This window comes from Paenibacillus sp. S-38, assembly GCF_049942825.1.
Classification (GTDB): Bacteria; Bacillota; Bacilli; order Paenibacillales; family NBRC-103111; genus Paenibacillus_G.
In genome coordinates this window covers 3357971-3375904 of sequence record NZ_CP187970.1, presented here as the reverse complement: position 1 = coordinate 3375904, position 17934 = coordinate 3357971, and the positions used below count along the sequence as shown (strand labels likewise).

At 51.0% G+C, this 17934-nt stretch carries 27 protein-coding genes; 3 read left to right on the top strand and 24 right to left on the bottom strand.

The features are described 5' to 3' along the window. Nucleotides 1-869 precede the first annotated feature (869 nt). The 19 genes from ACP26L_RS15615 to ACP26L_RS15525 form a co-directional block, all read right to left on the bottom strand. Entirely contained in the window at nucleotides 870-2099 is a 1230-nt protein-coding gene (locus ACP26L_RS15615) for a DNA cytosine methyltransferase (protein ID WP_426454971.1), read from the bottom strand. Nucleotides 2100-2131: 32 nt separating this feature from the next. Beyond that, nucleotides 2132-2449, bottom strand: coding sequence for a hypothetical protein (locus tag ACP26L_RS15610; RefSeq protein ID WP_426453822.1), 318 nt, complete (start codon nucleotides 2447-2449; stop codon nucleotides 2132-2134). 227 nt (nucleotides 2450-2676) lie between these two features. Continuing rightward, entirely contained in the window at nucleotides 2677-3351 is a 675-nt protein-coding gene (locus ACP26L_RS15605) for a hypothetical protein (RefSeq protein WP_426453820.1), read from the bottom strand. Continuing rightward, complete coding sequence (locus ACP26L_RS15600) at nucleotides 3348-3836, bottom strand: hypothetical protein (RefSeq protein WP_426453818.1); 489 nt, start codon at nucleotides 3834-3836, stop codon at nucleotides 3348-3350. Before ACP26L_RS15600 ends, ACP26L_RS15605 begins: the two co-directional genes overlap by 4 nt. Continuing rightward, nucleotides 3829-3981, bottom strand: a complete 153-nt coding sequence (locus ACP26L_RS15595; RefSeq protein ID WP_426453816.1) for a hypothetical protein — start codon at nucleotides 3979-3981, stop codon at nucleotides 3829-3831. Before ACP26L_RS15595 ends, ACP26L_RS15600 begins: the two co-directional genes overlap by 8 nt. Before the next feature lie 32 nt (nucleotides 3982-4013). Then, nucleotides 4014-4175, bottom strand: coding sequence for a hypothetical protein (locus tag ACP26L_RS15590; protein WP_426453815.1), 162 nt, complete (start codon nucleotides 4173-4175; stop codon nucleotides 4014-4016). Continuing rightward, nucleotides 4163-4312: a hypothetical protein gene (locus ACP26L_RS15585; protein ID WP_426453813.1), complete on the bottom strand. Its 150-nt coding sequence runs from the start codon at nucleotides 4310-4312 to the stop codon at nucleotides 4163-4165. Before ACP26L_RS15585 ends, ACP26L_RS15590 begins: the two co-directional genes overlap by 13 nt. A gap of 53 nt (nucleotides 4313-4365) precedes the next feature. Continuing rightward, nucleotides 4366-5643, bottom strand: a complete 1278-nt coding sequence (locus ACP26L_RS15580; protein WP_426453811.1) for a replicative DNA helicase — start codon at nucleotides 5641-5643, stop codon at nucleotides 4366-4368. Further along, nucleotides 5621-6619, bottom strand: a complete 999-nt coding sequence (locus ACP26L_RS15575; RefSeq protein ID WP_426453809.1) for a replication protein — start codon at nucleotides 6617-6619, stop codon at nucleotides 5621-5623. Before ACP26L_RS15575 ends, ACP26L_RS15580 begins: the two co-directional genes overlap by 23 nt. 197 nt (nucleotides 6620-6816) lie before the next feature. Beyond that, nucleotides 6817-7725 carry a recombination protein RecT gene (gene recT, locus ACP26L_RS15570; RefSeq protein WP_426453808.1) on the bottom strand — a complete coding sequence of 303 codons (909 nt, stop codon included), beginning with the start codon at nucleotides 7723-7725 and terminating at the stop codon, nucleotides 6817-6819. Nucleotides 7726-7727: 2 nt separating this feature from the next. Then, complete coding sequence (locus ACP26L_RS15565; RefSeq protein WP_426453806.1) at nucleotides 7728-8600, bottom strand: YqaJ viral recombinase family protein; 873 nt, start codon at nucleotides 8598-8600, stop codon at nucleotides 7728-7730. Beyond that, nucleotides 8587-8778, bottom strand: a complete 192-nt coding sequence (locus ACP26L_RS15560; RefSeq protein WP_426453805.1) for a hypothetical protein — start codon at nucleotides 8776-8778, stop codon at nucleotides 8587-8589. The genes ACP26L_RS15565 and ACP26L_RS15560 overlap by 14 nt, the downstream gene beginning before the upstream one ends. 137 nt (nucleotides 8779-8915) lie before the next feature. Further along, nucleotides 8916-9119 carry a hypothetical protein gene (locus ACP26L_RS15555; protein ID WP_426453803.1) on the bottom strand — a complete coding sequence of 68 codons (204 nt, stop codon included), beginning with the start codon at nucleotides 9117-9119 and terminating at the stop codon, nucleotides 8916-8918. Between the two features lie 83 nt (nucleotides 9120-9202). Then, on the bottom strand, nucleotides 9203-9481 hold the full coding sequence (locus tag ACP26L_RS15550; protein WP_426453801.1) for an AbrB/MazE/SpoVT family DNA-binding domain-containing protein: 279 nt from the start codon (nucleotides 9479-9481) through the stop codon (nucleotides 9203-9205). A 159-nt stretch (nucleotides 9482-9640) separates the two neighbouring features. Beyond that, nucleotides 9641-9898 (bottom strand): hypothetical protein, encoded by a 258-nt coding sequence (locus tag ACP26L_RS15545; RefSeq protein WP_426453799.1) that lies wholly within the window; start codon nucleotides 9896-9898, stop codon nucleotides 9641-9643. Then, on the bottom strand, nucleotides 9891-10127 hold the full coding sequence (locus tag ACP26L_RS15540) for a helix-turn-helix domain-containing protein (RefSeq protein WP_014368965.1): 237 nt from the start codon (nucleotides 10125-10127) through the stop codon (nucleotides 9891-9893). Before ACP26L_RS15540 ends, ACP26L_RS15545 begins: the two co-directional genes overlap by 8 nt. Before the next feature lie 125 nt (nucleotides 10128-10252). Then, nucleotides 10253-10399: a hypothetical protein gene (locus ACP26L_RS15535; protein WP_426453797.1), complete on the bottom strand. Its 147-nt coding sequence runs from the start codon at nucleotides 10397-10399 to the stop codon at nucleotides 10253-10255. After that, nucleotides 10392-10589 (bottom strand): hypothetical protein, encoded by a 198-nt coding sequence (locus tag ACP26L_RS15530; protein WP_426453796.1) that lies wholly within the window; start codon nucleotides 10587-10589, stop codon nucleotides 10392-10394. Before ACP26L_RS15530 ends, ACP26L_RS15535 begins: the two co-directional genes overlap by 8 nt. Nucleotides 10590-10606: 17 nt before the next feature. After that, nucleotides 10607-10843: a helix-turn-helix transcriptional regulator gene (locus tag ACP26L_RS15525; protein WP_426453794.1), complete on the bottom strand. Its 237-nt coding sequence runs from the start codon at nucleotides 10841-10843 to the stop codon at nucleotides 10607-10609. A gap of 155 nt (nucleotides 10844-10998) precedes the next feature. Between ACP26L_RS15525 and ACP26L_RS15520 the strand changes: the two genes are divergently transcribed. The 3 genes from ACP26L_RS15520 to ACP26L_RS15510 all read left to right on the top strand — a co-directional run bounded on the left by ACP26L_RS15520 (nucleotide 10999) and on the right by ACP26L_RS15510 (nucleotide 13450). Next, the gene (locus tag ACP26L_RS15520) at nucleotides 10999-11325 is read left to right on the top strand and encodes a helix-turn-helix domain-containing protein (protein ID WP_426453793.1); all 327 of its coding nucleotides are present in this window, start codon (nucleotides 10999-11001) and stop codon (nucleotides 11323-11325) included. Nucleotides 11326-11529: 204 nt separating this feature from the next. Next, nucleotides 11530-12018 carry an ImmA/IrrE family metallo-endopeptidase gene (locus ACP26L_RS15515; RefSeq protein WP_426453791.1) on the top strand — a complete coding sequence of 163 codons (489 nt, stop codon included), beginning with the start codon at nucleotides 11530-11532 and terminating at the stop codon, nucleotides 12016-12018. A gap of 7 nt (nucleotides 12019-12025) precedes the next feature. Continuing rightward, a complete protein-coding gene (locus ACP26L_RS15510) occupies nucleotides 12026-13450 on the top strand; it encodes a recombinase family protein (RefSeq protein ID WP_426453789.1) in 1425 nt (474 codons plus the stop codon). 14 nt (nucleotides 13451-13464) lie between these two features. Here ACP26L_RS15510 and ACP26L_RS15505 read toward each other — a convergent pair whose 3' ends face one another. Genes ACP26L_RS15505 through ACP26L_RS15485 form a run of 5 tightly spaced genes read right to left on the bottom strand, consistent with a single transcriptional unit; the run spans nucleotide 13465 to nucleotide 17756 of the window. After that, entirely contained in the window at nucleotides 13465-13593 is a 129-nt protein-coding gene (locus ACP26L_RS15505; protein ID WP_426453786.1) for a hypothetical protein, read from the bottom strand. A gap of 29 nt (nucleotides 13594-13622) precedes the next feature. Next, entirely contained in the window at nucleotides 13623-14492 is an 870-nt protein-coding gene (locus tag ACP26L_RS15500) for a type II secretion system F family protein (protein ID WP_426454969.1), read from the bottom strand. Nucleotides 14493-14504: 12 nt separating this feature from the next. After that, nucleotides 14505-15362, bottom strand: coding sequence for a type II secretion system F family protein (locus ACP26L_RS15495; RefSeq protein WP_426453783.1), 858 nt, complete (start codon nucleotides 15360-15362; stop codon nucleotides 14505-14507). A 31-nt stretch (nucleotides 15363-15393) separates the two neighbouring features. Then, nucleotides 15394-16653, bottom strand: coding sequence for a CpaF family protein (locus ACP26L_RS15490; protein WP_426453781.1), 1260 nt, complete (start codon nucleotides 16651-16653; stop codon nucleotides 15394-15396). Beyond that, a complete protein-coding gene (locus tag ACP26L_RS15485) occupies nucleotides 16650-17756 on the bottom strand; it encodes an AAA family ATPase (protein WP_426454967.1) in 1107 nt (368 codons plus the stop codon). Before ACP26L_RS15485 ends, ACP26L_RS15490 begins: the two co-directional genes overlap by 4 nt. Nucleotides 17757-17934 lie beyond the last annotated feature (178 nt).

Here is a 17934-nt window from a genome sequence, read left to right as displayed (position 1 = left end):
CAGATCCTAGCCCCGCCGATCCTCCCAAGATCGACGGGGCCTTTTGTTAATCTAATCTGCAATGAATCCCAACTGCGACAGATCCTGCTTTTCTACCTCAGTCCAGCCGCTTACTGAATCTGGACTTACACCCGTGATCCTCCGAAATACTTTCTGCAGAACCATGATGGATTGGTTATCGAATTTGGCTATATAGTTACCCGTTGGGTGTTTCAAGTATGAAATGGTGAGCATGGTTGCCTCCTTTATCTCAGTTAACTCAGTTACGTTTTGCAACTTCAAAGCTAAAATTATCCTCGAAGAACTGGCTCATCAGGTATGCGCATCCTGCTTCTTTATGTTCATGTTTCGGGTCAAAGGACCTCAAGCAAGCTGACACATGTCTAAGTGCTTTTTCCCGATCAACGCCTTCCCTAGGGGTTACATCAAGCTGAATCAGACCCTTGAAAAACCATTTTCCTATAAGATCATTCCACTTAGTCAGGTCATCCTAGAACTCATAAGGGATTTCGTTCATAGGAGGCAGCAATTTCTTTCTGTCTCCTCCGAAAGCGAGGTCAAGCTCCGTAACATCTACCGGCATAATTCGATTTCTCATATTACCTCCATGATTTATGGGTACCATTACAAAGGAAGTGGGGGAGTTTAACCCCACTCACAAGCACGGATACTATCAAATCGAAGTCCTTGGAGATATTGTTTTTGAAACTGCACCACATGATGGGTTGGTTTGTATATTGTACCGAGACAAACAAGGTAATCGTTACGCCAAAACTCTCGAGGATTTTGAGTCTTATTATGAGTTGATAAATCCTGACCCATATCTCTAACGATGGGTCTCTTTCTTAACCATTCCCCTTATTTAATCATCATCTTGGCGGGTTATGAATCTGCTTAATGAATGTAAAAATTGGATATAGATGTGCCGGTGATACGGCATTCCCGAGCAGCTTAAGTCGTCCTGTGCGATTCTTTATACCGGAAGCCACCCGGGGCGGCTCCCATTCATATTGTGACTGCCCCATTGCTGCCGGCCATAGGACTTCTAATCCTCCATCCGATCTAAGTCTGATATTTCTTGGTCGATATCGGTCCAACCAATCGGAAATCCCATCAAGCATTCCACCCATTCCGGATTTAACTGCCCTGCGTGCCCTTCTCTCATCACAGCTCCTGCTATTGTATCCCGATATTTCTGGCTCGGAGGAAGAGTCGCGTTCTTGCCGTCTTGAGCCGCTGGAGTCGGCCACATCTTCACTGCAGCCGGCAGTCCGTTCCGTGCTTCCTCTACATTGATTTTCCCTCGCTTCTCCGCATCGTTTGCCCGTGGCGTCGGCCACATTTTGACCGAATCGTTCAAGTTCGAACTCCACCCTTGCTTCATTTTCCGTTGTGCCCGAAACGAGTCCGGTTCGTCTCCACTCCGATAGTCTCTTGATTGAGGAGTCGGCCATAAACCTGCCTTCATAGTCGCGATGTCTGTTCTCAAGCTGCGGCCCTGTCCTCCTCCATGACTCCCAATCGCATCCGCTGCATTCGGTGTGGCCCACAATAAGGACCCTGTATCGCCGGTGCGGGGCGCCGACACCTGCAACTGGAAGCACAATTGTGATGGTTTCATATCCTTCTTCCGCAAAGTCTCGCCGGATTGTTTCGAGTACCATTTCCGTTTCTTCGCATAGAGTTGTTTCGTCCTCCATGACAACATAACTATCGGATTGCTCCATTGAGAGGAGCCCATCAACATTTTCAGCAACGACCCAAGCGGGCCGGACTTCCGATATAATGCGAAACATCTGTGGCCAGAGGTAACGGTCATCTTCCGTGCCTCCTCGCTTCCCGGCGTTACTAAATGGCTGGCAAGGAAATCCTCCGTGAATAACGTCAATTGTTCGTCTTGGGCCAATGATTCCATCCTCCTTTAATCGTGTTGCTGTTAAGGTGCAAACATCATCGTAAATCGGAACATTCGGCCAATGCCTCTGAAGTACAGCTCGCGGGAATGGTTCACGTTCACACATCGCTACCGTACGTATTCCTGCCCATTCTGCTGCGAGATCGAGACCGCCCCCACCTGTAAACAAGCTTATCGCTCTCATGGCTCCCTCCTTTGTTTGAGCAATCAAAATAATCATTTTGTTGTCTCATATACAATTGCTTTTATCCTGCGGAGTTGGTCCAATGTAAGTTTCGGTCTACCGTACGACCCGAAGAGAATTCCAAGCTCGCGTCCAATATCCAACATTTCCTGCTCATCCTTGAGCTCTTGCTCATCAAGATAGACCATCCAATTGGGTCCGCACTCCGAAACCTCCAACTTATTTTCAATAAGGAATTTCAGACGTCCTACTTCGAAATATTTCCGTCCGACCCTTGTGATGACGGCATCCTTAGCGTCCCTAGTGCGTCCACCAATGGGTCTCAAGAAGACCTTCTGACCGACTTGCATAGGTCACCGTCCTATTTATTTTGTTGTGTAGGCTGCTATTTGACTTGGCACAAAGCTAACCCTTTTGAATTCTAAAATCCCTTAATCTCGTATCCGACATATTCGCAGGTCGATGTATCGAAAGAAAAAATGCATTCTTCGCACGAAAAGTTAATTACTTGTCCTGACTTTAAATAAACTGTAACTTTAAGCAAATAAATCGCCTCCAATTTAAGAAGCAGATCCTCTTATGCGGCACCTTTCCGCTTCAATTTCTCAGCCACCCGATTTTTATATTTGGCCCATGCCTTTTGAAGTTGATTGGAGCTAAGCCCATACTTCGAGGCTATATCCATCCAACTGCTTTGCGTCTCGACCTTTTCAACAAATAGAGCTGGGTCAAACTCAACATCATCGTACCGGGGTTGCTCTTTTAGAATGTGTTCTTCGACTTCCTCCTTGCTGGGCTCCGAGCCGGAGTCACCTACACCCTCAGCTTCGTCCTTACCCTCTACCTGACCATCATCCTCAGCAGCTTGTCCACCATCGGTCGGAACATTTCCGTCTTCAAAGCTCACTTCAAGATCAGGATTTGGCGCCGCTTGGTCTTCCTGTGCCCCCTGCTGCTGATCCTGTTGCTGATCAAAGAGTACTCCCTGCTCCTCATCTTCCAACGACTCTTTAACATCCGAACTGTCCACAGGCACCAGTGCTTTTGATGAAGCAGAAGATTCAAGGTAATCCGAGATGCTCATCTGCATGTCACCGAGCACAAAGTCTACCTCTTCCGGATCACTCTCGAAGAATTTAGCGTTCTTGAAGAAGTCACGCTTACTGACCTCAAGAACGATCTTCACGTTCTTAGAACCCACTGTAATCCCACCGATATTCGCTTTCCCCTTAGCAGCAACCATTTGGATCATCCTCTCAGTTTTTGTATGACTTCCTGCTGCACTTTCAGCAGCTTCACCGGCTCATCCATAGCTCGAACGATCTGAGCGAGCACAAAGGCGTCAGTGACGTTGTTGCTTTTGTGCTGGAATCCCCAGCGTTTGTATGTCTCTACGGCAACCACCTCTTTCGCAGCAGTTCCCCCGGCGCCGGTGAATTTCTTCAGCTGCGAAGGTGCTACCTCGATGTATCTGATATCCCTCGCATAAAGGTTCAGCCGGATTCCCCAGCCAATGCCGCCCAGCTCAAAGCCACGTTGACTGGCAAACCCGAAACCCTCTATCGCTACCCTGTCCTCTGGCTGAATTAGCTGGCCTACCTGGCAAATCAGGTCATGCATCCTTTCCGGGTTTTCGCCTATTCGTTCAAGCTCCCGGGCCTCCCAAACCTCGCCATCCTCATCCAGAACAACAAGCCCGGTCTTTGTGCTGGGATCTATCCCTACGTACCTAGGCATCCTCCAGCACCTTCTCAAGCTCCATGCTCGCTTGGAATAAGCCAACAGCCTTGCCTGTCTTAAATCCATCCACGTATTCTGATCCTGCCCCCGGAATGTTAGGCACCTGCAGCTCCCTTGCCTTCGTCTCCAGAACATCGATCACGCGCTTAATGATTGCTCTTGCTATCGGATCCATCAGTATCCCACCACCTTCACGCAGCGCAGGCCGCGGCGCGCTTTCTTCGGAGCAAAGATGAATCGTTCAGATAAGACGTACACTGCACCCAACTGCTCCTTGCCGTCGAAAATCACAAACCGGTGAATTGTCTGAAACAGAGGACCGTCTACATTTCGCATAAACCTGCCTCCTCCGTGCGATGCTCCCGGATAGCCGTGAGGAACTCATCGATTCCTTCCGTCAGCTCCTCCGGATCCACATGGCTTGAGAACTTCTGTTGAGCCTGCCCCATCGTGGGGACCGTTCCAGTAGCCATGTATGTTTGCTTTAGCCACTCGTAAACGTGCCAGCGATTCATGGCCCCTCACCTCACACTGTGATTTTTTGAGTGTCCTTATCGTATTTCAATTTCACGATACCCGTGGGGCCGTTCCGCTGCTTGGCCACGTTGACCTCGAGAATACCTTTGTCCGAAGTTTCCGGGTTATAATACTCATCCCGGTACAGGAGCAGAATGTCATCCGCGACAGCCGCGATCGCCGCACTGCCTGAAAGATCCGAAACCATGGGCCGCTTGTTTGCCCTGCTGTCCACATCTTGTTTTACCTGGGAGAGTCCGATGACTGCACAATCGCAATCTTTGGCTGCAGCGCGCAGTTTCTGGCATACCCGATGAAGTGCTGAGCCGCCGTTATCGTTCTGCTCGGCTGTCTCGTTGATCTCCTGTAGGTAATCAACAACTACAAGGTCGAGCCCCTCTTGCCTTTTCATCCGCCGCATCTCCGAGGTGATGTATTCCGTTGTCACACCCCTGGAGTCGTCGATTGGAATCTTAGCGAACTCGTCCAGCTTGTCTGCGATCAGGCCGATCTGGAAGTCTGTCAGATTTCCGATCCGTATAGCCTGCAAGGGGATGCCACACATCGTCGAGGCCATCCGGTTGTAGATTTGATCGATTGTCATCTCGAGGCTGAAATCGGCCACCTTGTTTCCAAGGGAGGATGCCCTGACCTTAATCTCGTTTGCGAATGCAGACTTCCCCATACTCGTTCTCGCGCCGATGACAATCAGGTTACTCCGTTGAAAACCGAGGGTCATACGGTCAAGCGGATCCCAGCCGGTAAGCACTCCGAACGCCAAGCTCGGGTTCTGTTTACGGAGCAACAGGTTCTCAAACCATGTCCGGATCCGGTCCCCCGATTTGTTTTCCTGGCTCACCTTAGGCCGAATCTCCAACGCCTTCTGCTCGAAGGTATCCAGAATCTCGTCGAACCTGCCGGCGGCCGGATCGTCAATGAGTGCCCTGGTCTGCTCGATCAGTTGGGAGAGCTTCCGGCGGGCATCGAGTTCTGCCAGCAGCTTCATGTTTTCGCGAATTTCACTCACGGAAACGACCGACCCGATGACTTTGAGCAGATACTCAACCCCGCCGATCTTGCCCATGTCTTTAGCGAAATAGGTGGAGATATTCGTGTAATTCACCGGGTGATCGTTTTTCTCCAGCCAGGCCATCATCCGGTACAAGTTGCGGTTCCAGGGCTGCCGGAACATGTCTATCGTCACCGTAGCCATAACTTCCCGGGCGAGGCTCGGATCCTCAAAGACCGATCCAAGGATGACCATTTCAAGAGCTTCCGTTTGCAGCATACGCCTGATACACCTCACGTAATTGCTGAGTTATGGGATCGTCTTCTGCCATTTGGTAAATGGGCTGTCCTCCGACCACCTGCAGCGGCTCCTCTTTCTGCGTGCCGCCCCGAGCCCTGAATCCCTTTAAGACCTTGGTAAGATAAGCAAGTGTGAAAACCTTGTACCTCGCTGCCTCTCGCATCGCCTCGTACACCCACTCGCCCCCATAGTCATCAAACAGGAATCCAAGGTCCTGGACCTCAAACTCGCTGACCTTGCCATCCACTGCGAAGTGCTTCTCGTAAATGGAGTAGATTCGGCCGAAAGAGAAGTCCTGGTGGCGGCCATGCCCTGTAACTTGATTCATCGGTATTACCTTAGTAGTACTACTACTGTCTTTATTACTGTCTTTAATAATGTCTTTACGGAGCTGAGATCCCGCGCCAGGACTGGGTTCATCGGGGGTCCCAGTTCCTGTTTTGGGAACTTTTTCGCCGGAAAAGTTCCTGTTTTGGGAACTCAGAAGTTCCTCTTTTGGGAACTTTTCGTTTTCACCGTCTTTAGAAAGTTCCTGTTTCGGGAACTTTTTTGTTCCTGTTTCAGGAACTTTTTCGTTCCCGTTTTGGGAACTTTCTTTCAGGTTCAGAGCGATTAATTCCTCGAATCGGAACTCATCCCACCCTTTTACCGGGGAGACTTGCCACTCATCGTAGTTCTTGTTGACCTCGAACAATTTAGCTTCTCGGTCCCAAAACAGCACCTTGCAGGACTCGAGATAAAGAAGCTCATCCTTGATATGATTTTTACCAACACCGCAGAGCTCAAAATGGACAAGTTTAGGGATGAATGCTGCTTTCTTGCGGCAGCCATATGAGAGCCGCCATATAAAGTGCATAATGTCTTTCTGCCGTTTGGAGAAGTCACGCCGGATGACTTCGTCCCAGATCTCGTTTGCTATGCGGATATATCCGTTTTCTGTCTGTGGATTCGCCATCCGGCGCACCTCCTAAACGTTATTCACGCGCTCATCTCGTAAATAGATCAGAGGATACTTCGCCCTCACAACAACGAAGCCGGGATATGTACGAGCGAAGTATGATTTGACCTCCTGCTTAAACCGATCCGGCTCGGATTCCATTAGAGTCCATAGGTCTTGGCTGATCATCGATTTCGTCAGCGGAGCACTTTCCATCATTCAAACGCAACCTCGTCTTCAGGCGGCCGGTTACTAGGAAAGCCGGTATCGGGGTCTCGCTGCACATCAGCCTCACCCGTATCATCGGCCTGAGCTTCGCTCCAGTCGGTCACATCGATCACCTCGGACATGTCGTCGGAGACCTCCCGTTTGGTCGTCTCATCCATGGATACGGCCTTCTGGAACTCCACCGAGATCGGCATGTACTTCATCAAGGCTTTGAGGACCGTCTTCTTTGCCATCTCATCAAAGTGATCTACCCAGGGGCCATACGTCTTTGCTTTGGAGAATTTATCGCGATGCAGTTCGATATCTCGTTTGCTCATCACCATGAAGGAATAACCGCCATCCTTGAATTTGGCGTAAGCATAATACTTGGTCACAGGGCCGCGGTCTCCATCAGCGGGTACATGACGGAGCTTCTCATCAATGCCGTATTCGTACTCGAACAGGTCCTTTTCATGTACAGCCTGTGCCACAATGCTGGAGACATGGCCCGTCCGGCGTGCGAGCTCGATATAGCCTTTATAACCGATCTGGAACTGTGCCTCGTCGAACCAGCCCAAGTCCTTGCCGGCTGCATCCTTCTTCTTGTTACGGTAGGGTACCAGGTATGCATGACCTAAAATGGAGGGCTCCAGGCCAAGCTGGGCGCACTGCATAACGGCGCCAAGTAGGGACTCAGGAGTGCAGACTTTCAGCTTGGGGTTGGTTCGGATCGAGGTTGTTGCGATACGGAGTAATCGCTCAGGTGTGAGGTGTTTGGGAATCGCTTGAGCGATTGCGGGCTTCATTTCATCGAAGAGCTGGGCAATGGTCTTTCCTTGGCCGTTGCCAGCCGCGGCCTTGTTGGCTAGTGCCTTACCGAGTTCCTTTTGATCTGTTGCTTTAGCAGGGGCTGCCATGGTTACTCATCACCTCCAACAATTTTGAAGCTTCGGACACCTTTCTTGTTAGACTTCCAGGTGAACACCGGCTCGCCCTGGAACCAAGCTGTCTCATGGTCGCCCATAACGGACTTCATGCGGTTCTTCGCTGTCTCGTGTGTTTCCTCAGCTCGCTTAAGTGCTTTCTTGCTGTCAAAGACCAGCCGCATGAGATCGGAATGCTCCTCGCCAAGTTCCATATTCGCCCCGGGCCGAGATTCCGGAAACCGATCTTTTAGGAGCCCTGTATCCTGGTGTCCATATGCCGGCGGCTGCTTGGTTAAAACGTGGTTATGCCAGAAGTTGTACTCGATTTCGATGAGGTTCCGGATCAAATCCTCATCCCTCTCGATAATGCGCCACTGGAAGTCCCAGCCGCCGATTAGAACGGCAACGTACCAGCGTTCAGCACCGGTGACAGCCATGTAATGATTGCACTGCAACATGTACTCCACCGGCACCTTGTCGCCCGCCCATTCATCACGGTTGTATTCGGAGGTGTTCTTGATCTCCAGGCCCTCGTTCTTCCCGATAACCCACCGGTCAATGTTGGCGAGCATGAAATCGTGCTCCCGATGTTGGAAGATCGAGTGCTGCTGCATGACACGGATCCCGGTCTCTTCGGTGAACCACTTGGCGATTAGCGGCTCGAGCATTCGGCCGGCTTTCATCTTGTCGTTATCCTCTAGCGGTGGCAACTCACCGATCTTATCCAGGTAGACTGCCATGGGCGATTTGTACTTCGAGAGCTCGCAGATGGGGGCGACATCACTGCCGCCGATGCCCTTTCTGCGGTACTCGAGCCAATCTTCCCTTGGCATGTCCTTAACGCTAACCAATTTAAGAGCCTGCATATTTCAGCGCCTCCAGTGCCGATTCAAGCTCATCGATTCGCTGTTGAGCTTCTTCAAGTTTGCTCTCGATCTCATCGGCCTCGTCATCAACACGTTCAAATGCTTCCTCTAACGCTTTCCAAACCGTACTCCCAATGTATTCTTCATTCTCATCGAGCGTGGTTTCGAGGCGATTCAAAAGGTCCGATTTGGATGCTCTTAATGGCACCGTCTTCCCCCCCTTGATGTAAAGTCCGCCAGCATGGTACACTGGCGGCAGATTGGTTTTTTCAGAGCCCGCTGGCAGGCGGGTTCTTTCCTTTTTTCCAAAAGAAATTAGTTGGCAGATGTCTCCGTGGACTTCTTCATGGCTTTGAGCATGTAGTAGACGGATTGGGCTTTGCGAATTGAAGTGTTGTTGTGGAATTTTTCATTCAGCTGCTCTGCAATCTTCGCCGCTGGAACCATTTCCTCATTGAGCTTCTCCACCATTTGCTTTTCTTCCGCAGTAAAACGAACTTGCATCTTACCCTTTGCCATTCACTAATCACTCCCGACAATGTTTTGATGAGGCTTGGCCGCATCTCTGAAGGACCGGCGTACCGGACCCTCACCAGATATGGTCAAGTTACTGTTCGGTTGAGCTTTGCCGCTTTTTCCGCGATTATCTTAATGCAGGTGGTGCAGATCTTCTTACCTGGATACACTGAGGTAATGGGATTATCTACCTGGCCGCAAAGTGAGCAGCCAGGAGAGTATTTCCGGAGAATGATTTCATCACCATCTATGAATATCTCCAATGGATCATGTAAATCGAGATCCATGTTCATTCGAAGTTCCTTTGGAATCACAATCCGTCCCAAACTATCAAGATTTCTCGTCATACCTGTGGCCTTTTTCATCTCACTGCTGCTCCTTCGCTCATTTTTATCTCACGGGAGATCACGTATCGAGCATTCGTTTCAGAGCAACTGGGGCAAGCCGGTTCCTCGAGTTGCTCTGATTCAACTGCGTAACCAAGGCAGCATTCTTGGCATTCGTAGAAGTCGTAAGTAATGGAGTCAGGCATCCGGGGACGCCCCCTTCCCACGAACGTTCGTTCTGTGGTAAAATAACAGCATGAGAAACTTTAACCGGCTTCTCAACGAGGCTCGCCCCGACCGGCGAGTCTTTTCCTTTTTAGCAGTTGCCAGTTCCATTTCGTGCTCGGACTCGGCGATAAGCTTATCGATAATGTCCATACCTTCAATCACCGTCCGGCTCTTCTTCCAGGCCACCAACTGGCCCCGCCATTCACTATCCGTCATCTGCTTACGCATGTTGATTATTCCTCCCGTCCAAATTGATTTCGAACCTTGCTATCGGTGGGTTCTCGCAAAACCAAAGCCACATTTTGTATGTAGCAGCATCGGGTATGCGGCCGCGCTCATACTTGCTGATTGTCGCCTGGGTAACGCCCAGATATCCTGCCATGTCTTCCTGCGAATACCCAGCGGCTCTGCGTTTCTTCCGCAACTCAGCGCTTACTTCTTTCGAGGTAATAATCACATCTCTCACCTCCTTTCAGTCCAGGTTGGAATTTATTCCAAGGTGGATTGGTGCCATTACCGAGTAGAGGTTATGATTGGCTTATCAGATCACATCCCCCTCACCTCCCCCCAACGCCCGTCGCCCTAGGAGACGGGCTTTTCCCCAACAACCTTCTGAAGATCTCTCGGCTTATTCTTGCGAACATCGAGCACAATTTTTACCAATAAATCTTGTGGGAGCTTGTAAAGCGGTAGTTCCCATCTCGCCACTTTCTTCTCATGTTTAGCCACGCTTATCACCTCCTTCCACCCGTGCCATATTCTCGATTCCATCCAAAATTTCCAGCAATTCCTTTAAGTCCATTAATAATTCTTCTTTCGTGTATGGCAACGTTGTTCGCTCAGACAATATAGAAACAATTACTTTAAGAATTAGTGATTTTGCTTCGATTACCGACCATGCAGTTTGAGCATCTCTCATTTGCTAACTCCTTAGAATCAGGCTGTTGCACCTTCATTCGAACACGATTCGTGTTCGAAATGATCAAAAAAAATAGATTGAACTGGAACACCATAATAATTAGCCAGCCTTACCTTGATGTGGTCACGGGGAATTCTATTGCCGTTTTCATACATTTGAAGTGCACTTAGACTTATGCCTATGGCATCTGCGACTTCTGAACGATCTCTTTCACCTCGCAATAAAACAAGTTTATCTCCGACTACTTTTGACATCTTGGTCACCCCTTCCGGATACGAATTGTGTCCACATGCATAATATAAACCACGAAATGTGTTTTGTAAACACTTTTCGTGTTCTTTTTCTTAAATTAGCACATTTTGTGTTATTCTTCTCTTAGGTGATGAATATGACATCGTTTGGTAAGCGAATGAGTGAGTTAAGAAGTGAAAAAAAACTCAGTCAAGACGAGCTCGCAACTAGGTTAAAGATAAGCAAAAGTGCTGTGGGTATGTACGAAAGAGATCAGCGTGAACCATCATTCGAATTAGTACGTGAGATAGCTGATTACTTCGATGTGTCGACTGATTATTTGTTAGGCAGAACCGATTTAAGAAAAGAAGACCCCCTTCTTGATCCACGACTCAATATACACTTTAAAGACTGGGATAAACTGTCCCACGAAGACCAAGAAGAGGTCAAAGCTTTTTTAAGAGCCAAGCTACTAATTCGGCAGGAAAAAGAACGTGGAAACTAGGTATCCTCGGATTAAAACAATCTCCCCCACTAAATGTTTCCACGGTAAACATCCCTCTCTAATCAACTATTCGCTTCCCGTATCGATTGTAATCTTGCATGCAATACTTCTAATCTGACTTGTATCAAAACACATTAGCCCAATTTTTTGGGCTTTTGTTTCACCCTTATCACGAACAAACATTCGTTTTTTTTGAGGTGTATTATGCTTCTTACCAAATATCAAACTACGCATTTAGAGGATTTTGTTGACAGTCTATACCTTAGGCTTAAAATAACTCGCCCCGAACAATTGAATGTTGAAGAAATCTCGGCAGCACTTGGGATACAAATCGAATTGTCCCCTTTTAGTTGCTCTGTGGTTTGTGATAAGTCCGTAACTATACATTTAAATTCCAAATTAACTCCCCTAGAACAATGGTTCGACTTCCTCCATGAACTCTGTCATTTCCTTCGCCATTCGGGAAACCAATTGAATATTCGGGCAGCAATGAGAGCTTGGCAAGAATGGGATGCAAAAAACTTCACACTTTACGCAGCAATGCCATTTATGATGCTTCGTGAATTGTACTTCCCAGTAGAACGCCAAGCAGCAATCGAACTCATTAGCACCACATTTCATGTGTCTTTTGAAATGGCACACTTGCGATATCAACAAATCTTGAGAAGAGTTTATTGTGCGTTATGGGGGTGAAAAGCTCATGAAGGCATGCATATATACAAGAGTTTCCACAGCAGGGCAAGTCGAAGAAGGCTTCTCAATGCAAGCTCAGTATGACAAGTTGATTGATTTCGTTAAACTACAAGGATGGGACCTTGTCCGTGTATATACTGATCCGGGTATTTCTGCTAAAGACCTGAATCGTCCTGGCGTGAAGGAATTGATCAACGATCTTAAGGTTGGCAAATTTGATGCTGTTATCGTACACAAGCTAGACCGGTTGACACGTAACATTTCAGATCTTTACGACCTAGTCGAACTCGTTAATAAATACGAAGTAAAGCTGCTCTCACTCAGCGAGAATATCGACACCTCAACTCCTATGGGTAGGATGTTTGTTTACCTCCTCGGGATCTTTGCTCAGATGTTCCGTGAGAACCTGAGTGAGGAAGTAAAGAAAGGACTTGCAAAGCGAGCTGATCAAGGGTTGCGAAATACATTTGCTCCGTATGGGTATAAGATGAATGAGGATGGGAACTTAGTTATTGTTCCGGAGCGTGCAGAACTGATCCGGGAAATTTTCAGCATTATGATCAACAAAAAATGGGGCTATCACACTATAGCCAAACACCTCAATAAACGTAATATACCGGGACTTCGCGGAGGACTATTTCATGGAAGTACTATAGAAACTATCCTGAAAAATCACACATACACAGGAAAAAACCATTGGAAATTAAAAGGTCGCCCGGAGTCCGAGCGACTGATCCGAGACGCCGAACATGAGCCTATCATTGATCAGGCAACATTCGATAAAGCACAAGAAATCATAAGACGCCGTTCACGTAAAGAAATGTCACGTTCATCATACCAATATCCCTTCTCAGCGATTATTCGGTGTGGTCGATGTGGAGGACCTTACCATGGCATCATGCATCCAACAAATAAGGGAATAAAATATTATTACTATCGTTGTTTCAATGTACTTAAGGGTAAGTGTAAACACAGCAGTATTTCAGAAATGAAGTTTGAGGCAATGTTTTTTGAGTATTTTAATCTGCAGCACCATGGAATCAGTTTCGAAGAAGTGGCAACGGCAAAAACAGACGTCATTGAAGAAAAGAGGAGAATCGAAAAAGAGCTCGAGAGGAGTGAGCAACGCCGAAAAAACTGGCAGTATGCTTTTGGAGATGGAAATCTTCCATATAGCGATTACGTTGCTTTGATTGACGAGGAAATGAAGAAGGTTGAGGAACTCCAACGGCAGCTTGCTGACCTCCCTGTCGATGAGCGTCCAGTTAAGATAACAATCAAAGAGGTAATCGAAACAGTTACCCATCTTAAGGATAATTGGGCCTATCTTGAACGTGAGACTCGGAAGGACTTGATCAACAGTTTATTCAAGTCAATTACTATCACAAAATTTGACTACGGCTGGGTAATCACAGACGTAGATTGGGTCTAACCTTTACTTAATACTTATGGAGTATTTGGTAATGCGATCGCAATAATGAGCAGCACAGCGATAATCATCAAAATTTCCAGCGTACCCAAACCTTCGTCTTCTTTCCAAAACCGATTCCATGCTGTTTTCATTGTCGTTGTCATTTCATTTCCTCCATTAATTATTAATGTTATTAACTTTTCATCATGAATAAGGCCGGAGCAGCTACGAGCACCATCACTACGAAAAAGATCAACACCATGGGAAACACCATCTTCGATGAGGCTTCCTCCCCGAGCGTGCGGGCCTGAGCCTTGCGCTTCTCCCAGAGGGTGACGGACAGCTCTTTGAGCGTCATCACCAGCTCATCGCCGCCGCGCTTGTAGTTGAGCAGAATCGTTGTTGTAAAAAGCGACACTTCCTGCATCCGGCACCGTTTGCTGAAGTCCTCCATCGCTTTGGCAAAAGGAGCGTTCATCTTCAAAGCCTGCACCGTCTGCCCGAGCTCCTCGTAGAGTGGGCTGTTCTTTGTCCGGTTGGCCTCTACCGTTCGGATCAGCGCCTGGGGCACGGTCTCGCCTGCGCCGACCAGGAGCATGATCCGGTTCAGCAGCTCCGGCAGCTCGATCAGCATCTGCCTCCGGCGAGCCTTCAGTTCCCCGGCAGATCCCCGGTACATCAGAAAAGGGACGAAAAGCATCAGCACGATGCCGTAAGCCAGCATCTCGGCATTGCCTCCGGCCGCCCAGCCGGCCAACGTGGAGAGGCACAGCATGCCGTATGAGAGCACGAGGGCTTTGGCGGCAAACCACTTGGTATGGGCGAGCGCCGGCTTTGCGCCGTGCAGCCCCACCATGATCTGAAACACCTTGCCGAGCGGCTCCGACAGCTTGTCGCTAAGACGGGCGCGGTCCATCAGCCACAGGGCGGCGAGGCTCCCCCAATACAGGAGATCCGAGGACTTCAGGGTCTGATGCTCACGGACCCATGCCCCGTACAGCGGGCGGCCTGCCCTGGCGGCCGCTGCGGCACCTCCCAGCAGCGCAAGCAAAAGCACTAACATCCACACGGCGCGTCACACCTTTATGTCCATAATTTTTTGGGTGATGAGATAGCAGGCATACAGAACCAGCAGCGCACCTCCCATAATGACCGTTCCGCCCCCGTGATACAAAGGTTCCATATACTCAGGTGTGGTCCATACCAGAAAGGCAATGAACAGCACCGGGGCGGCAGAAAGAACCCGCGACTCAAAGCGCTTCTGCGCCAGCATGACGCCGATTTCCTGCTCGATATCGAGCTTTTCCTGAATCACCAGCGCCGTTCGCCGGATGACCTGCACCAGATTGCCTCCCGTCCGCTTGCAGGTGACGAATACCTCTGCGAACTGGCTGATCTCGTCGATGTGGGCCCGGGCACTGAAGTTCAGCAGCGAGCTCTCGATCGTCTCCCCGTTCTCGAGACGCCGGAGGATCATCCGTACTTCACGGACGATCATCGTATCCGGGTCGGGATACAGCAGTCCGAGATCCTGCAGCGCTTCGGCGAACGCCGACTCCACCGAGCGTCCTGCGCCCAGCGAGGACGACAGGGCGGCGAGCATCTGCTTGAACTGCAGCTTGAGCTGGGCTTGACGGCCGCGGATCAGCTGCCGGTGCCGCAGCAGCGGGGCATACAAGCCCACCGCTCCCAGCAGGAGTACGGCAATAGGCGATTGAAAGAAGATCCAGCCGACAGCCCCCATGGTCCCTGCTCCAACTATTGCTGAGATCAGCACCTGGGCCATGCTCATGTCGTACTCCGCATAGTCAGGAAGCCTGGGAGTACCGCTGCCGGCAGTCCCCTTCCGAAAGGGGCTCAATACGATATCCGCCCGGCTTCTTAGGACGGGGGATTGAAGAATTTTGATCTGAAGCCGATTCGTTGTTATCACCTCCTTGCCAAGATGTGGCCCCTGCTCGGGGTCAAGTGCCGGTCAAGCCGGCCGCCTCAAGCTTCCATGTGCCCTGAAGCGCGTTCCCTGTTGGCACCAGCGAGCCGATGATCCGGCCTTCCGCCGTCTCCCCCGTCTCCTGGAACCGGTACAGCGGGTTGAGCACTACTTCCCCGTTCTCTACACCAATCACCTCGCAGATCTCGGTCACCCGCCTCGACCGGTCCCGCAGCCGCTGCAGATGGACCATGAGATCCAGCGCCGAAGCGATCTGTTTGCGGACGACCTCGATCGGAAGCGCGGCTCCGCTGAGTACCATCGTCTCCAGGCGGCTCAGCATGTCCGCGACCGAGTTACTGTGGCCCGTGGACAAAGACCCGTCATGACCGGTATTCATCGCCTGCAGCATATCGAGCGCCTCCGCTCCCCGCACCTCGCCGACAATGACCCGGTTCGGCCTCATCCGCAGCGAGGACCGGATCAGATCCCGGATGGTGATCTCGCCTTTGCCCTCGGTGTTCGCATTGCGCGTCTCGAGGCTGACCAAGTTCGGAATGCCGCGGATCTGCAGCTCGGCCGAGTCCTCGATCGTAAGAATCCGCTCGTCCGGCGGGACATACTGGGCCAGGGCATTCAGGAAGGTCGTTTTGCCGGAGCCCGTCCCGCCCGAGATAAAAATGTTGTACTTGGCCTTCACCCAGCTCACGAGCATCCCAGCCGTCTCGTCCGTCAGCGCTCCCCGCTCCACCAGATTTGCCAGAGTCATGGGGCTTTCCGGGAATTTCCGAATCGTCATGGCCGGCCCCTGCAGAGCGATCGGCGGCAGCACGATATTCACACGCGAACCGTCCGGAAGCCGGGCGTCCACGATCGGGCTCGATTCGTTGACGATCCGGTTGACCCGCCCGACAATGGCCTGAATCGCATCTTCAAGCTTTTCCCGGCTTTCAAACCGGATGTCGGTCTCAAGCACCCGGCCGTCCTTCTCGATAAAGATCCGGTCGTGGGCGTTGATCATGATCTCGGTAATGCTCTTATCGTCCACCAGCGGCTGCAGCACATCGAGACCGCGGAAGGAATGGAACAGCTCTTGAACCAGCAGCTGCTTCCGGCCCGAAGTCAAAAAGGTCTGCCGAGACAGAGAGAACACCTCTTCCTCGATCCTCTCCAAAAGCTCGGCAGCACTGAGCGCTTGGCCGTAGTCCAGATTTTCTTGTATGCGGCGCTTCAGCTGCTGTTTCAACTCGGGAAGGGAGATCCCGGCAGGAGAGCCTTCTTCCATGGGATTCATACGCCCGCCCCCGTCCCAACCGGCTCCAGCAGGTGACCTGCCGCATCCTCAAAGGCCGGCGCCTGGTGCAGCTGCCCGATCCGGCTGGCGGCTTTCCATTCAGGCACATAAGGCAGCCGGTGCCGAATCTTCAACCCATAGTCCTCAAAGGAGTTCAGCGCCGCCCCCGTGCTCCGGTTGAGCACGAACCGCACCTTGGACAACCAGGGAGCCTTCGGTGACTCCTGCTCCTGCATACTCCGCATAAGCGCGGAGCATTTGTGAAGGTGAACCAGATCATCCGTGACCAGCCACAGAATGTCATCCGCCTGTCTAAGCAGCGCTGACGAAAGCCCGGCAGCATACGAATCGGTATCGACCACCAGCGTATCGTACAGCCCCGAGGCGCGGATGGCTTCGATCAGCTTGGAGGCCTCCTCCGCCCCCAGCTCCTCTATCTCCCGGGGTTCAGCTGCCGGGGGCACATAATCGAACCGGCCGTAAGGATGACGCCGGACCAGCCCCTCCAGCTTGCCCGCCGCGGCCGCCGGGTTCGTTCTCGCATAGTACAAGAGCTGCGAGAAGCTCTCCCGGTCCCCGCCGGTTTCGTCAGGGAACCAAGGAAGGGACGCGAAGCGCTCGAGGCACAGCATCAGTACCCGCTCGCCGCGAAGGGCGAGCCGGCGTGCCATGTGCACCGCGGTCACCGTCTTGCCGGTCCCCCCGGCAGCCGAATGCAGGAGGGCGACCCGCGTGCCCCGAATCCCCCGAAGCGGCACGGCGGCGTTATATTCATTGTAATGAGAGGCAACCGCGCTCATGAGGCGGTCCAATGGCTGGTATCTGCATAGGACGGGATATTCCAGAATGCCGCCCGTCGCCGCCGATTCGCTTAAAATCACGATCGCGCCTGCCGGATGCACAAACACTTCCTCCGGCAGGGGAAGCCAGGACTCGTGGACGAGCACAATCCGCTCTTCCCTCTCCTCCAGCAGATAGCGGATGCCTTCCTCCCCTGCCGTAAACCGCTTCAGGCGGAACCGTTCGGCGAATGCCGAGCCCCGGATATAAGCGGAGAGCATCTCACCGAAGTAGGCATCCGAATCGAGCAGCGCCAAGGTCATGGGTCCCACGTTGTTTTCGACTCCTTTCGGCCACCCGCCAAACGCAAAAAAAGCACGCGCTGCCGGGACTTCCGTCCCGGACAGCGGTGCTTCCGCTTGTCAGATGGTTCGTTCATTTGCTGCCGTTCGTTAACCAGAACAGCTTTCACAATCCGTATTATAGCATGACTGTTAGATT